The 12,927-nt window shown below is 71.7% G+C and carries 13 protein-coding genes; 4 read left to right on the forward strand and 9 right to left on the reverse strand.

Annotated elements, in window-relative coordinates; translation table 11 throughout:
- Positions 1–96: 96 nt before the first annotated feature.
- The 8 genes from BIU89_RS07720 to BIU89_RS07750 all read right to left on the reverse strand — a co-directional run bounded on the left by BIU89_RS07720 (position 97) and on the right by BIU89_RS07750 (position 9,073).
- On the reverse strand, positions 97–780 hold the full coding sequence (locus BIU89_RS07720) for a response regulator (protein WP_027466795.1): 684 nt from the start codon (positions 778–780) through the stop codon (positions 97–99).
- The gene (locus BIU89_RS07725; RefSeq protein WP_027466796.1) at positions 777–3,269 is read right to left on the reverse strand and encodes an ATP-binding protein; all 2,493 of its coding nucleotides are present in this window, start codon (positions 3,267–3,269) and stop codon (positions 777–779) included. The genes BIU89_RS07720 and BIU89_RS07725 overlap by 4 nt, the downstream gene beginning before the upstream one ends.
- A 138-nt stretch (positions 3,270–3,407) precedes the next feature.
- Complete coding sequence (gene kdpC, locus BIU89_RS07730) at positions 3,408–4,007, reverse strand: K(+)-transporting ATPase subunit C (RefSeq protein WP_027466797.1); 600 nt, start codon at positions 4,005–4,007, stop codon at positions 3,408–3,410.
- Positions 4,008–4,009: 2 nt separating this feature from the next.
- On the reverse strand, positions 4,010–6,109 hold the full coding sequence (gene kdpB / locus BIU89_RS07735; protein ID WP_071245581.1) for a potassium-transporting ATPase subunit KdpB: 2,100 nt from the start codon (positions 6,107–6,109) through the stop codon (positions 4,010–4,012).
- On the reverse strand, positions 6,106–7,788 hold the full coding sequence (gene kdpA / locus BIU89_RS07740) for a potassium-transporting ATPase subunit KdpA (RefSeq protein WP_071245583.1): 1,683 nt from the start codon (positions 7,786–7,788) through the stop codon (positions 6,106–6,108). The genes kdpB and kdpA overlap by 4 nt, the downstream gene beginning before the upstream one ends.
- Positions 7,788–7,877 carry a potassium-transporting ATPase subunit F gene (locus BIU89_RS07745; RefSeq protein WP_017887940.1) on the reverse strand — a complete coding sequence of 30 codons (90 nt, stop codon included), beginning with the start codon at positions 7,875–7,877 and terminating at the stop codon, positions 7,788–7,790. The genes kdpA and BIU89_RS07745 overlap by 1 nt, the downstream gene beginning before the upstream one ends.
- Positions 7,874–8,008 carry a hypothetical protein gene (locus tag BIU89_RS19035; RefSeq protein ID WP_302847409.1) on the reverse strand — a complete coding sequence of 45 codons (135 nt, stop codon included), beginning with the start codon at positions 8,006–8,008 and terminating at the stop codon, positions 7,874–7,876. The genes BIU89_RS07745 and BIU89_RS19035 overlap by 4 nt, the downstream gene beginning before the upstream one ends.
- A gap of 120 nt (positions 8,009–8,128) precedes the next feature.
- Complete coding sequence (locus BIU89_RS07750) at positions 8,129–9,073, reverse strand: helix-turn-helix transcriptional regulator (protein ID WP_071245689.1); 945 nt, start codon at positions 9,071–9,073, stop codon at positions 8,129–8,131.
- 62 nt (positions 9,074–9,135) lie between these two features.
- Between BIU89_RS07750 and BIU89_RS07755 the strand changes: the two genes are divergently transcribed.
- Positions 9,136–9,555: a VOC family protein gene (locus BIU89_RS07755; RefSeq protein WP_071245585.1), complete on the forward strand. Its 420-nt coding sequence runs from the start codon at positions 9,136–9,138 to the stop codon at positions 9,553–9,555.
- Between the two features lie 19 nt (positions 9,556–9,574).
- Here the strand turns inward: BIU89_RS07755 and BIU89_RS07760 are convergent, their stop codons facing one another.
- Positions 9,575–10,450, reverse strand: coding sequence for a putative RNA methyltransferase (locus tag BIU89_RS07760; protein ID WP_139178866.1), 876 nt, complete (start codon positions 10,448–10,450; stop codon positions 9,575–9,577).
- A 34-nt stretch (positions 10,451–10,484) separates the two neighbouring features.
- Here BIU89_RS07760 and BIU89_RS07765 point away from each other — a divergent pair, with 34 nt between their 5' ends.
- From BIU89_RS07765 to BIU89_RS07775, 3 genes are read left to right on the forward strand one after another with little or no spacing between them, the layout of a single operon-like run.
- A complete protein-coding gene (locus tag BIU89_RS07765; protein WP_071245587.1) occupies positions 10,485–11,240 on the forward strand; it encodes an SDR family NAD(P)-dependent oxidoreductase in 756 nt (251 codons plus the stop codon).
- Positions 11,241–11,289: 49 nt separating this feature from the next.
- On the forward strand, positions 11,290–11,910 hold the full coding sequence (locus BIU89_RS07770; RefSeq protein ID WP_071245589.1) for a CG0192-related protein: 621 nt from the start codon (positions 11,290–11,292) through the stop codon (positions 11,908–11,910).
- A 51-nt stretch (positions 11,911–11,961) separates the two neighbouring features.
- On the forward strand, positions 11,962–12,900 hold the full coding sequence (locus BIU89_RS07775; RefSeq protein ID WP_139178868.1) for an aldo/keto reductase: 939 nt from the start codon (positions 11,962–11,964) through the stop codon (positions 12,898–12,900).
- The last annotated feature ends 27 nt before the right edge of the window (positions 12,901–12,927 follow it).

Genomic DNA, 12,927 nt, shown 5'->3' on the forward strand with positions numbered 1-12,927 from the left:
TAGGGAACCGCGGAACGGCGCACCACGACAGGGACCCGCCACACACACGATAGTTCCCCGACAGCGACCCGCCAGGGTGCCGGCGGCGTCGGCTTCCTACGCTCCGGGGGCGAAGCGGTACCCCATGCCGGACTCCGTCACCAGGTAGCGCGGGTGCGCGGGGTCGGGTTCGAGCTTCCGCCGCAGCTGCGCCATGTACAGCCGCAGGTACCCGGAGTCGTTGCCGTGCGTCGGCCCCCAGACCTCGGTCAACAGCATCTCGCGGGTCATCAGGCGGTCGGGGTTCGTGACCAGGACCTCGAGCAGGCGCCACTCGGTGGGCGTCAGGCGGATCGCCGGACCCTCGGCCGGGGTGACCTGCTTCGCCACGAGGTCGACGAGCAGCGGTCCGATCGCGATCGTCGGGGTCTCCTCCGACGCCACCACCCGTCGCCGTCCGAGTGCCCGCAGCCGGGCGAGGAGCTCGTCCATCTGGAACGGCTTCGTCACGTAGTCGTCGGCACCGGCGTCGAGCGCGTCGACCTTGTCGGACGAGTCGGTGCGCCCGGAGAGCACGAGGACCGGCACCTGCGACCAGGCCCGGACGCCCTCGAGCACGCCGATGCCGTCGAGCCGGGGCATGCCGAGGTCGAGCAGCACCAGATCGGGGCGCTCGGTGATGACGGCGTCGATCGCCTCGCGCCCGTCCCGAGCCGTGACGACGTCGTACCCGCGCGCCGAGAGCGTCACCGAGAGCGCGCGGACGAGCTGCGCGTCGTCGTCAGCGATCAGGACCTTCATCGGATCTCCACTCCCACGTGCCCGGCGATCGGCAGCCGCACCACGACGGTGAGCCCACCGCCCGGGGTGTCGTCGACCTCGATCGTGCCGCCCATGCCCTCGGTGAACCCACGCGCCAGGGCCAGGCCGAGCCCGAGGCCGGTCTCGTTGTCGGTGTCACCGAGTCGCTGGAACGGCTGGAACACCTCGTCGCGGCGGTCCTCGGGGATGCCGGGACCGTGGTCGGCGACGCGGAGCTCCACCCCGCCGGCGAACGCGCTCGCGGCGACCCGGACGTGGGTGCCGTCCGGGGCGTACCGCGCCGCGTTGGCGAGCAGGTTCACGACGACGCGCTGCAGCAGGACCGGGTCGGCGAGCACCGGCGGCAGATCCGCGGGCAGGTCGAGGTCGACGTCGTCCGGGCCGAGCTCCAGCTCATCGAGCGCGGGGGCGACCACCGTCTCGAGCGCGATCGCCGCCGGGGTGACCGCGAGGACACCGGCCTGGACCCGACTGACGTCCAACAGGTCTGCCAACAGCACCGCCAGCTGACCGAGGCTCTCGTCGGCGGTCGCGAGCAGCGCCTCCCGGTCGGCCCCGGACAGGTCGATGTCGGACGCACGCAGCGTCTGCACGGCGGCGGAGGCCGCGGCGATGGGGCGGCGCACGTCGTGGCCGACGGCCGCGAGCAGCGCGCTCCGGACCCGGTCGGCGGCGGCGATGCGCTCGGCGCCGACGGCGGTGCGTGTCAGCTCGCGGTGCTCGACGGCGGCGTCGAGCTGCTGCTCGACGACCCGCAGCAGCCGGCGCTGGGTCGGGTCGTCGGGCGCGCCGGCGAACTCGAGCACGGCACCGGACGCCAGCGTCGTCGACGCGTCCGGCGTCGCACCGAACTCGCCGGAGGTCGCCGGCACCTCGTCGCCCTGGCGGATCCGGACGCCGGCGAAGCCGAACGCCTCTCGTGTGCGGTCGAGCAGTGCCTGCAGGGCGTCGTCGCCGCGGAGCACGCTGCCGGCGATGCCCATCAGGAGCCCGGACTCAGCCGAGGCCCGACGGGCAGCACGCGACCGCCGGGCGGACCGGTCGACCACGAAGCTGACCAGCACCGCACTGATCACGTACATGACCAGGGCGAACAGGTGCCACGGCTGCTGGACGGTGACCATGTAGAGGGGTTGCACGAAGAAGTAGTCGAGGCTCAGCCCGGACAGCACGGCCGTGAAGACCGCCGGCCACATCCCGCCCACGAGCGCCACGACCAGGACGAGCAGCTGGTACGCCAGCACGTCCACCGTGATGGCGTCCGGGTCGCTGCCGATCGACAGCACCCAGGTGAGCAGCGGCCCGACCAGGACCGACAGCACGAACGCGGCGACCACCCGGCCGCGGGACAGGCTGCCGCCGAGCTTGGGCAGGGTGATCCCGCCGCCGGCGCGCTCGTGCGTGACGACGTGCACGTCGATGTCGCCGGACTCGCGGATCACGGTGTTGCCGATCCCCGGACCGGTCATGGCGGCCGCGAGCCGGCTGCGGCGGCTGACCCCGATCACGATCTGGGTGGCGTCGATCGACCGCGCGAACCGCACCAGCGTGCTCGGCACGTCGTCGCCGACGACCTGGTGGTACGTGCCACCGAGCTGCTCGAGCAGGGTCCGCTGCTTGCCGAGCGCGCCGGGGTGCCGGACGCGCAGGCCGTCGTTCGTCGTGACGTGCACGGCGGCGAGTTCCCCACCGGCGCTGCGGGCGGCGATGCGGGCGCCGCGGCGCAGCAGGGTCTCGCCCTCGGGGCCACCGGTCAGGGCGACGAGCACGCGCTCCCGGGTCTCCCACCGGTGCTCGATGCCGTGCTCGGCGCGGTAGGCCTTGAGCGCGTCGTCGACCTCGTCGGCGAGCCAGAGCAGGGCGATCTCGCGCAGTGCGGTGAGGTTGCCGAGGCGGAAGTAGTTCGACAGCGCGGCGTCGATCCGGGCCGCCGGGTAGACGAGCCCGTCGGAGAGCCGTTCGCGCAGCGCTGCCGGGGCCAGGTCGACGACCTCGATCTGGTCGGCCGCACGCACCACGGCGTCGGGGACGGTCTCGCGCTGCACGGTGCCGGTGATCTCGCGGACCACGTCGCCGAGGGACTGCATGTGCTGCACGTTGACGGTCGAGATGACGTCGATGCCGGCGTCCCGCAGCGCTTCGACGTCCTGCCAGCGCTTCTCGTTCGGACTCCCCGGGGCGTTCGTGTGCGCGAGTTCGTCGACCAGCGCGACCTCGGGTGCCCGGGCGATGACGGCGTCGAGATCGAGGTCGTCGAGGTCGACGCCCCGGTGCGAGACGGTGCGGCGGGGCACGACCTCGAGCCCGTTCACCAGTGCTGCGGTGGCGGCGCGCTCGTGCGTCTCGACGACGGCGACGACCACGTCGCGACCCTCGTCGAGCAACCGACGCCCCTCTTCGAGCATCGTGTAGGTCTTGCCGACACCGGGCGCCGCACCGAGCAGGACCCGCAGCTTCCCGCGCTTCACGTGCTCATCCTCTCGCGTGCGGGGGTCGGCGCGGGGGCTGCGCACAACCAAAGTGACCTCGCGCCGCGCGATTCCGCGGTTCCGCGGTTCCGCGCGAGTTCGGTTGTGCGCAGCGCACTCGCGCCGGGCCACCCACGCTCAGGACGCCTTCGCCAGCGCCAGGTTCAGCGCGAGCACGTTCACCACGGGCTCACCGAGGAACCCGAGCTGCCGCGACTCGGTGTGCGACGCCACCAGCTGCCGCACGGTGTCCGCTGACAGGCCGCGCGCCGAGGCCACACGGGCCACCTGCTGCGACGCGTAGGCGGGGCTGATGTCCGGGTCGAGCCCCGAACCGGAAGCGGTCACGGCGTCGGCGGGCACCTGCGCGGCGGAGACCCCGTCGGCCTTCGCCAGCGCCGCACGACGCTCCTCGACGGCCTTGAGCAGGTCGGCGTTGTTCGGCCCGAGGTTCGAGCCGGAGGACGCTCCCGCGTCGTAGCCGTCCCCGGCGGCGGACGGCCGCGACTGGAACCAGCGATCGGCCTGTTTGCCCGTGAACGACTGCCCGATCAACGAGGAACCGACGACCTTGCCGGACGAGTCCGTGACCATCGAGCCGTTGGCCTGGTCGTGGAACGCCGCCTGGCCGACGCCCCAGACGGCGAGCGGGTACCCGACGCCCAGGACGACGGTGGCGACGAGGGTGAGGCGGATGGCCACACCGGCGGAACGGAAGGTGGAACGTGCAGATGCCATGACTAGAACCCCGGGATGAGACCGACCACGAGGTCGATCAGTTTGATGCCGATGAAGGGGACGACCACTCCGCCCAGCCCGTAGACGAGCAGGTTGCGGCCGAGGATCGACGACGCTGCGGCTGCGCGGTACTTGACGCCACGCAGGGACAGCGGGATGAGCGCCACGATGACCAGCGCGTTGAAGATGACCGCCGACAGGATCGCGGACGACGGGCTGTGCAGCCCCATGATGTTGAGCGCAGCGAGCCCCGGGAACGCCGCCTGGAACATCGCCGGGATGATCGCGAAGTACTTCGCGACGTCGTTGGCGATGGAGAAGGTGGTCAGGGCACCGCGGGTGATGAGCAGCTGCTTGCCGATGCGGACGACGTCGATGAGCTTGGTCGGGTCGGAGTCGAGGTCGACCATGTTGCCCGCCTCCTTCGCCGCCGTCGTGCCGGTGTTCATCGCGACGCCGACGTCCGCCTGCGCCAGGGCCGGGGCGTCGTTGGTGCCGTCACCGGTCATGGCGACGAGGTTGCCGCCCTCCTGCTCGCGCTTGATGTACGCGAGCTTGTCCTCCGGGGTGGCCTCGGCGAGGAAGTCGTCGACGCCGGCCTCGTGGGCGATGGCGGCCGCGGTGCGCGGGTTGTCGCCCGTGATCATCACCGTGCGGATGCCCATCGACCGGAGCTCGGCGAACCGCGACGCCATGCCGTCCTTGACGACGTCCTTCAGGTGCACGACACCGAGCAACGTGACCGCGCCCGTCGACGAGCGGCGACCGACGACGAGCGGGGTGCCGCCCTGGTCGGAGATCTCCGCGACGGTCGCATCGATGGCCGACACGACACCGGCTTCGGTGGTGTCCGCCCAGGCGAGCACTGCCGCAGCGGCACCCTTCCGGATCTGCGAGCCGTCGGGCAGGTCGAGACCCGACATGCGCGTCTGCGCCGTGAACGGCACCTCGACGGCGCCGTCCGGCAGGCCGACGGCGGCGCCGTCCTCGCGCGCCAGGTCGACGATCGAGCGCCCCTCAGGGGTCGAGTCCGCAGCACTCGACAGGGCTGCCGCTTCCATCAGCGAGGCCTCACTCACACCCGGCACCGGCACCACGCGGGATGCCCGACGGTTGCCGTAGGTGATCGTGCCGGTCTTGTCGAGCAGCAGCGTCGTGATGTCACCGGCGGCCTCGACCGCGCGGCCCGACATCGCCAGCACGTTGTGCTGCACGAGCCGGTCCATGCCGGCGATGCCGATCGCGGAGAGCAGGGCTCCGATGGTGGTCGGGATGAGGCAGACGAGCAGGGCGATGAGCACCGGCACGCTGACCGTCGCACCGACGAGCCCCGCGATGGGCTGCATCGTCAGGCAGACGATCACGAAGACGATCGACAACGAGGCAAGCAGGATGTTCAGCGCGATCTCGTTCGGCGTCTTCTGCCGTGCCGCCCCCTCGACCAGGCGGATCATCCGGTCGATGAAGGTCTCGCCCGGCGTCGAGGTGATGCGCACGACGATCCGGTCCGACAGCACCCGGGTGCCGCCGGTGACGGCGCTGCGGTCACCGCCGGACTCGCGGATGACCGGTGCGGACTCACCCGTGACGGCCGACTCGTCGACCGACGCGATGCCGTCGATGACGTCGCCGTCGCCCGGGATGACCTCACCGGCGACGACCACGACCACGTCGCCCTTGGCCAGGTCGACGGACGCGACCTCCTCGGTTTCGTTGCCGGTCGCGGCCGCGTCGGTCGTCGCGTACCCGAGCACCCGGCGGGCGCTCGTGGTCGAACGGGTCTTCCGCAGGGTGTCGGCCTGCGCCTTGCCGCGACCCTCGGCCACCGACTCCGCCAGGTTGGCGAAGACGACGGTCAGCCAGAGCCAGACGGCGATGGCGATCGTGAACGCGGACGGCTCGACGACGGCGGCCGCCGTCGTCAGCGCTGCGCCGACCTCGACGATGAACATGACGGGGTTCCGCCACATGAGTCGCGGATCGAGTTTCCGCAGGGCGCCCGGGAGGCCCGCCACCAGTTGGCGGGGTCCGAATGCGGACGAGCGGGTGGCCGGTTCCACGGCGGTGCGCGGTTCCGACTCCGTGGTCACGGGGGTGGTCATGACAGTCCTTCTGCGAGCGGACCCAGTGCGAGCACCGGGAAGTAGGTGAGTGCGGTGACGATGACGGCGACGCCGCCGAGCAGCCCGATGAACAGCGGGCGGTGGGTGGGCAGCGTGCCGGCGGTCTCCGGCACCCGGTCCTGCGCGGCGAGGGACCCGGCGAGCGCCAGGACGAACACCATCGGCACGAAGCGGCCGAGCAGCATCACGACGCCGAGCGAGGAGTTCATCCACGTGGTGTTCGCGGTGAGCCCGCCGAAGGCCGAGCCGTTGTTGTTCGCACCCGAGGTGAAGGCGTAGAGCAGCTCGGTCAGCCCGTGGTTGCCGGGGTTGAAGATCGACGTCCCGAGCACCTGTTCGCGGACCCCGGGGATCACGAGCGAGAGCCCGGTGGCCAGGAGCACGAGCGTCGGCGTGACGAGGATGTACAGCGCCGCGAAGGTCATCTCCTTGGCGCGGATCTTCTTGCCGAGGTACTCCGGGGTGCGACCGACGAGCAGTCCGCCGATGAACACCGTGATGACGGCGAGCACGAGCATGCCGTACAGGCCGGATCCGACGCCGCCGGGGGTGACCTCGCCGAGCATCATGTTGACGAGCGCCATCATCCCGCCGATCGGGGTGTAGCTGTCGTGCATCGCGTTGACCGCACCGGTGGACGTCGAGGTGGTCGCGGTCGAGAAGAGCGTCGAACCGAGGATGCCGAAGCGGCTCTCCTTGCCCTCCATCGCGGCCCCGGCAGCGTGTGTGGCGACGCCGCCGCCGCCGAGCTCGGCGATCGACATGACCGACAGCGACACGAGGAAGATCGCACCCATCACGGCGAGGATCGCGTACCCCTGGCGGTCGTCGCCGACCAGTCGCCCGAACGTGCGCGGGAGCGAGAACGGGATGACGAGCATCAGGAAGATCTCGACGAGGTTCGTCCACGCCTGCGGGTTCTCGAACGGGTGCGCCGAGTTGGCGTTGAAGTAGCCGCCACCGTTCGTGCCGAGTTCCTTGATCGCCTCCTGCGAGGCGACGAACCCGTCGGGGATGTGCTGCGTGCCACCGATGAGCGTGGTGACGTCGGTACCGCTCCCCCACGACTGGACGACCCCGCCGGCGACGAGGATGATCGCGAAGACGAACGCGCCGGGCAGCAGCAGACGGCCGAGGCCGCGCACGATGTCCACCCACACGTTGCCGAGGGTGCCGGACTTGCGACGGGCGAACCCACGCACCAGGGCCACGGCGACCGAGAGACCGACGGCCGCGGACAGGAAGTTCTGCACCGCGAGGCCGGCCATCTGCACCGTGTAGCCGACGGTGGCCTCGGGCGAGTAGGACTGCCAGTTCGTGTTCGCGACGAACGACGCCGCAGTGTTGAACGCGAGCGAGGGTCCGACGGCGGGCAGTCCGAGGTCGCCGGGCAGGACGACCTGGATGCGCTGCAGCAGGTAGACGAGCAGGAGCCCGGCGACGCTGAACAGCAGCACGCCGCGCAGGTAGACGGGCCAGGACTGCTCGGCATCCGGGTCGACCCCGATCAGCCGGTAGACCCCGCGCTCGACCCGGTTGTGCCGGACGGGCGTGAAGACCTTCGCCATCCAGTCACCGAGCGGGCGGTACGCGACGACGAGCAGCAGGACGAGGGTGGCGACCTGGGCGATGCCCGCCCAGACGTCCGCGGCGCCCACTAGAAGCGCTCCGGACGCACGAGCGCCCAGACGAGGTACACGACTGCGGCGATGCCGAGGACGGCGGCCGCGATGGTGATGCCGATCACAGCCGTTCCACCCCCTTGGCGATCAGTGCCACCACGCCGAACACGGCGAGGACACCGGCGACGACGAACACGTCGAACACGAGGGACTCCAGAAGATCTGCGGTGTCCGCGCCGGGTGACGCGGACGGCACCACTTGTGGTGCCGAGACCGATGCTGGGTCCTGCGCCGGGCCTCCAGACCGCTCCTAACGGATCCCTGACGCCGCCCTGGCGGACGCATGCACGCTCCTAACGCGCGTGACCGAGGTGGCTCAGTCGGCCGCGGTCGCGAGTCGAGTCGACAGGTCACGAACGGCTCGGCGCAGCGCGTCCGGCCCCTCGACCCGGATCGGCGCGGCCAGCCCGGCGATGACTCCGGCGAGCCCGTCCCACGACCACGATCCGAGGGTGACGCGGGTCCGGTCGTCCTCGAGCTGCTCGACCAGGGCGTCCTCGGGCAGGTACGGCGCGATCCGCCGCGCATCGTCCGCCGTCGTGGTCACCGAACCGGTGCACGGCCACACGTCGTCGACCGCGGACCCCTTGAACCGCGCGGACACGAACGCGGCCGCGTCGCCACCGGGGATCGGTCGCGGCGTGAAGGGGACGCGGGTGCGCATCCGGGGCGTGATCCGGTCGATGCGGTGGGTGCGCCAGTCGTCGCGGTCGACATCCCGGTCGAGCAGGTACCAGCGACCGTTCCGGGCGACGACGGCGTGCGGTTCCACCCGGCGCGGGGTCACGTCCTCGCCGTAGCCGAAGCGGAACACCTCCTGCAGGTGGACGGCCTCGCTCACCGCCACCAGGACGTCAGGGTCGGTCGTGGTCCGGCTCGTCGCGGTCACGGCCTGCACGGCGTCGACCCGGGACCGCAGCCGCGCGGGCATCACCTGCCGAACGGTCGCGAGGGCACGAGCCGCCGACTCGGCGACGTCCGCCCCCGAGGCCGGCGCCACGGCGAGCGCCAGGGCGATCGCCACCGCCTGGTCGTCGTCGAAGAGCAGCGGGGGCAGGTCGGATCCCGCCTCGAGCCGGTAGCCGCCGGCCGGTCCGCGGAGCGCCTCGACCCGGTACCCGAGCCCGCGGAGCCGATCGACGTCGCGGCGGACGGTGCGGGGACTGACGTCGAGCCGCCCGGCGAGCTCGTCCCCCGGCCAGTCGCGGTGCACCTGGAGCAGGGAGAGCAGCGCGAGCATCCGTGCGGAGGGTCCGGCCATGGCGTCCATCTTCGTCCGAGAAGCGGACACGATCTGACCGCATTGCCCGACATCCTCGTCCCATGAGCATCGAGACGACAACCCACCTCAACTTCGACGGCGACGCCCGCGCGGCGCTCGACTTCTACGCATCGGTCTTCGGCGGCGAGGTCACCGCCGCCACCTACGGCCAGATGGGCGCCCTGGACGACCCGGCCTGGGCGGACCGGATCGTCTTCGGTCAGGTCGCCACGGCCGCCGGCTTCCGCGTCATGGCCTTCGACGTCTGGCCCGGGCAGCCCTACGACCAGGGATCGAACGCCTTCTACGTGTTCGTGCACGGCGACGACACGGCCGAGATCCAGCGGTACTGGGCCGCACTGTCCGACGGCGCCGAGATCCGGCAGCCCCTGGAACCCTCGGCCTGGGCACCGTTGGCCGGGCAGCTGCGCGACCGCTTCGGCGTGGTCTGGCAGCTCGACGTCGCCCCGGCTGGCGACTAGTCGGTCCTCACGGTCGCGGTCAGCGCGTCGGCGTCCACGTCGACACGGTGACCGCGGCCGTCACCGTCGCCGGCTCGAACACGGTGTCCGCCGCGACGTGGTGGTGACTCGGCCCCATGTGCACGACGTCGTGGACGTCCTCCGCCGACAGCTCCATGGTCCACGTCAGGTCCTCGGAGGACCGCAGCGCGAACGACGGCGTCAGGGAGTCGTGCAGCCGGCGTTCCTTCTCCGGGTCCACGCTGATCGTCGCCTCGGCGAGCTCCGCCAGGTGGCCGGCCCGCGGGGTCACCACCGCGAGCACGCCGTCGGCGTGCAGGACGCGGGCGTACTCGGTCTGGTTGCGGGGTGCGAAGACGTCGAGCAGGACGGCGGCAGCCCCGTCGACGACCGGGAGGCGCTCGGTCACGTCCCCGACGACGGCCCCCGCGCGCTCGTGGGCGCGTGTCGCACGCCGGATCGCGACGGCCGACAAGTCCAACGCGACCCCGAGACGTGGACCCGGCCGACTGCCGGCCGGAGCAGACGCGTCCGGCGCGGCCACGGGCCTCCCGTCCGGGGCGTTCGCAGCGTCCAGCGCGTGCGCCAGGTAGGTCCCCGGACCGGAACCGACGTCGAGCACGATGCCGGGCGCGGTGGCGTCCGCGACGATCGCGGCGAGCGCCCGCTCGACGGGCGCGTAGTGCCCACGCCCCAGGAACCGCAGCCGCGCGTCCACCATCTCCGGGGTGTCCGCGGTGAGTGCGCGGCGCTTCGCGGGCAGGAGGGTCAGGTGGCCCTGCTTCGCCTCGTCGAACCGGTGCCCGTTCGGGCAGCCGACCTGGCCGCCGTCGACGCGGCCGAGCGGCTCGGCGCACACGGGGCAGGCGAGCATCGGCAGCAGGTCGTCACGCACCGGCCCAGCGTACGGGCCTCGGTAGCCTGACCGGATGTCGCTGCAGCAGCTCTTCGGCCTCGACGGCCGCACCGCACTCGTGACGGGAGGCAGCTCCGGCATCGGCCGAGCGATCGCCACCGCACTCGCCGACGCGGGTGCCCACGTCCTCGTCGCCGCCCGGACGCCCGCGACCATCGACGCCACCGTCGCCGGCATCCGCCAGGCGGGCCGCTCGGCCGACGGCATCGTCGCGGACCTTTCCTGCCGCGCTGGAGCCCACGCACTCGCGGACTCCGCTGGCGACGTGGACGTGCTGGTGAACTCCGCCGGGATCAACCTGCGGCCGCCGATGCCCGAACTCGACGAGGCCACCTGGGACGCCACGATGGCCGTCAACCTCGACGCGCCGTTCGTGCTCGGGCAGCGGCTCGCACCCGGCATGGCGGCCCGCGGGTACGGGCGGATCGTGTCGATCAGTTCGCAGCAGGCCCACCGCCCCTTCGCCGCCAGCGGCGCGTACGGGGTCTCCAAGGCCGGCCTGGAGGCGCTGGCCCGGTCCCAGGCAGAGGCCTGGTCCGCGCAGGGGGTCACCTCCAACGTCCTCGTCCCCGGTTTCGTGCGCACCCCGCTCAACGAGCGGCTCGGTTCTGACCCGGCGACGGTGGCGGCCCTCGCCGCACGGACGCTGGTCGGCCGGAACGGGCTGGCGTCGGACTTCGCCGCGGCGGCGGTGTTCCTCGCCGGGCCCGGGTCGGCCTACGTCACCGGGCAGTCCATCGCGGTGGACGGCGGGTTCTCCGTCCACTGACCTCGAGGTGCGCCGACGGCAGTGTGCTGCGCGGCAGTACGGTCAGGACATGGCAGTCATCGAGCAGGCAACGCTCCGCCCCTCCAAGGCCCAGGCGCTCGCCGCCTGGCTCCCTGACCAGGCGTGGAGCGGCGTCGTCGCGGGATCGCCGCTCCAGGTCGTCGGGCAGTTCCGGTTCGACGACCCCGCTGGCGAGGTCGGCATCGAGGTGCTCCTCGTCCGCACCGACGACGGCCGGGTCCTGCAGGCGCCACTGACCTACCGGGATGCACCACTGCCCGGCGCCGACGCGTTCCTGGTCACCGAGATGGACCACTCCGTGCTCGGGCGACGGTGGGTGTACGACGCCGTGGGCGATCCCGTCCACGCCGACGTCCTGCGCCGGGCGATCGTCACCGGTGGGCACGAAGCCTCGCTCGAGTTGGCCAACGGTGCCGGACAGCGGCCGAAGGACGCCTGGGCCCGCGGGAGTGGCTCCGCATCCGACTCCCCCAGTGTCACCTCGGTGCGAGCGACCGCTGCGGACGCCCTGACGTCGATCGCGACCGACCACGGCACGATCGTCATCGCTCGGGTCGTCGGCACCGCCCTGCCCGAGGGCGAGACGCTGACCGGGACGTGGACGGACGGCTCCGAGGTGCTCGCCGTCCTGCTGCCCGAACGCGCCTGAGGTACTGGCAGGGCCTGCCTGCACCGGGGACCGACTGGCAGGATCGAGGGCGTGAAGACACTGGAGTTGCCACAGACAGACCTCACCGCTTCCGACGTCGTCGTCGGACTGATGCGGATCAACGACATGAGCGACGGGGCCATCCGTTCGCTCTACAGCGCCTCGCGCGATGCGGGCGTGAACATGTTCGACCACGCCGCGGTGTACGGCGAATGGCACGGCTGCGAGCAGCGGTTCGGCGCGGCGGTCACGCTGTCGCCCGCGGAACGCGCCGAGATCGTGCTGCAGACCAAGGTCGGCATCCGACCGACGCCGATGGGCGCCTACTTCGACTTCTCGTACGAGCACATCCTCGAGTCCGTGCACGAGTCGCTCGAGGCGCTGCAGACCGAGTACGTCGACGTCCTGCTGCTGCACCGCCCCGACGCCCTGGTCGAGCCGGAAGAGGTCGCGAAGGCCTTCGACGAGCTGCACGCCGCCGGCAAGGTGCACCACTTCGGCGTCTCGAACCACACCCCCGGCCAGGTCGACCTGCTCAAGAAGCACGTCCGCCAGCCGCTCGCGTTCAACCAGGTGCAGCTCAGCATCACGCACGCCAACGTGATCTCGCAGGGTCTGACAGCGAACATGGGTGGCCTCGAGCAGTCGGTCGATCGCGACAACGACATCCTCAACTACTCACGCATCAACGACATCACGCTCCAGGCCTGGTCGCCGTTCCAGAAGGGCTTCTTCGACGGCGTCTTCCTGGGTGACCGTGAGCAGTACGCCGAGCTGAACGACGTGCTCGAGGAGGTCGCAGCGGCGCACGGTGTCACCCCGACCGGCATCGCGGTCGCGTGGATCACCCGCCACCCCGCGCACTTCCAGGTCGTCCTCGGCACGACGAACCCGCAGCGTGTGCGGGACTCGGCCGCCGGCTCGGACGTCGAGCTGTCGCGCGAGGAGTGGTACCGGATCTTCACCGCGGCCGGACACACCGTTCCCTGAGCGGGAACGCCCCGGTCGGGTCGGGCA

It is taken from the genome of Curtobacterium sp. MCBA15_005, from assembly GCF_001864855.1.
GTDB lineage: Bacteria > Actinomycetota > Actinomycetes > Actinomycetales > Microbacteriaceae > Curtobacterium > Curtobacterium flaccumfaciens.

Bases quoted from the DNA above. Each gene is read 5' to 3' on its own strand.
- BIU89_RS07720 (WP_027466795.1), bottom strand. From the start codon at position 780: ATGAAGGTCCTGATCGCTGACGACGACGCGCAGCTCGTCCGCGCGCTC.
- kdpC (WP_027466797.1), bottom strand. From the start codon at position 4,007: ATGGCATCTGCACGTTCCACCTTCCGTTCCGCCGGTGTGGCCATCCGC.
- kdpB (WP_071245581.1), bottom strand. From the start codon at position 6,109: ATGACCACCCCCGTGACCACGGAGTCGGAACCGCGCACCGCCGTGGAA.
- BIU89_RS07750 (WP_071245689.1), bottom strand. From the start codon at position 9,073: ATGGCCGGACCCTCCGCACGGATGCTCGCGCTGCTCTCCCTGCTCCAG.
- BIU89_RS07755 (WP_071245585.1), top strand. From the start codon at position 9,136: ATGAGCATCGAGACGACAACCCACCTCAACTTCGACGGCGACGCCCGC.
- BIU89_RS07765 (WP_071245587.1), top strand. From the start codon at position 10,485: ATGTCGCTGCAGCAGCTCTTCGGCCTCGACGGCCGCACCGCACTCGTG.
- BIU89_RS07770 (WP_071245589.1), top strand. From the start codon at position 11,290: ATGGCAGTCATCGAGCAGGCAACGCTCCGCCCCTCCAAGGCCCAGGCG.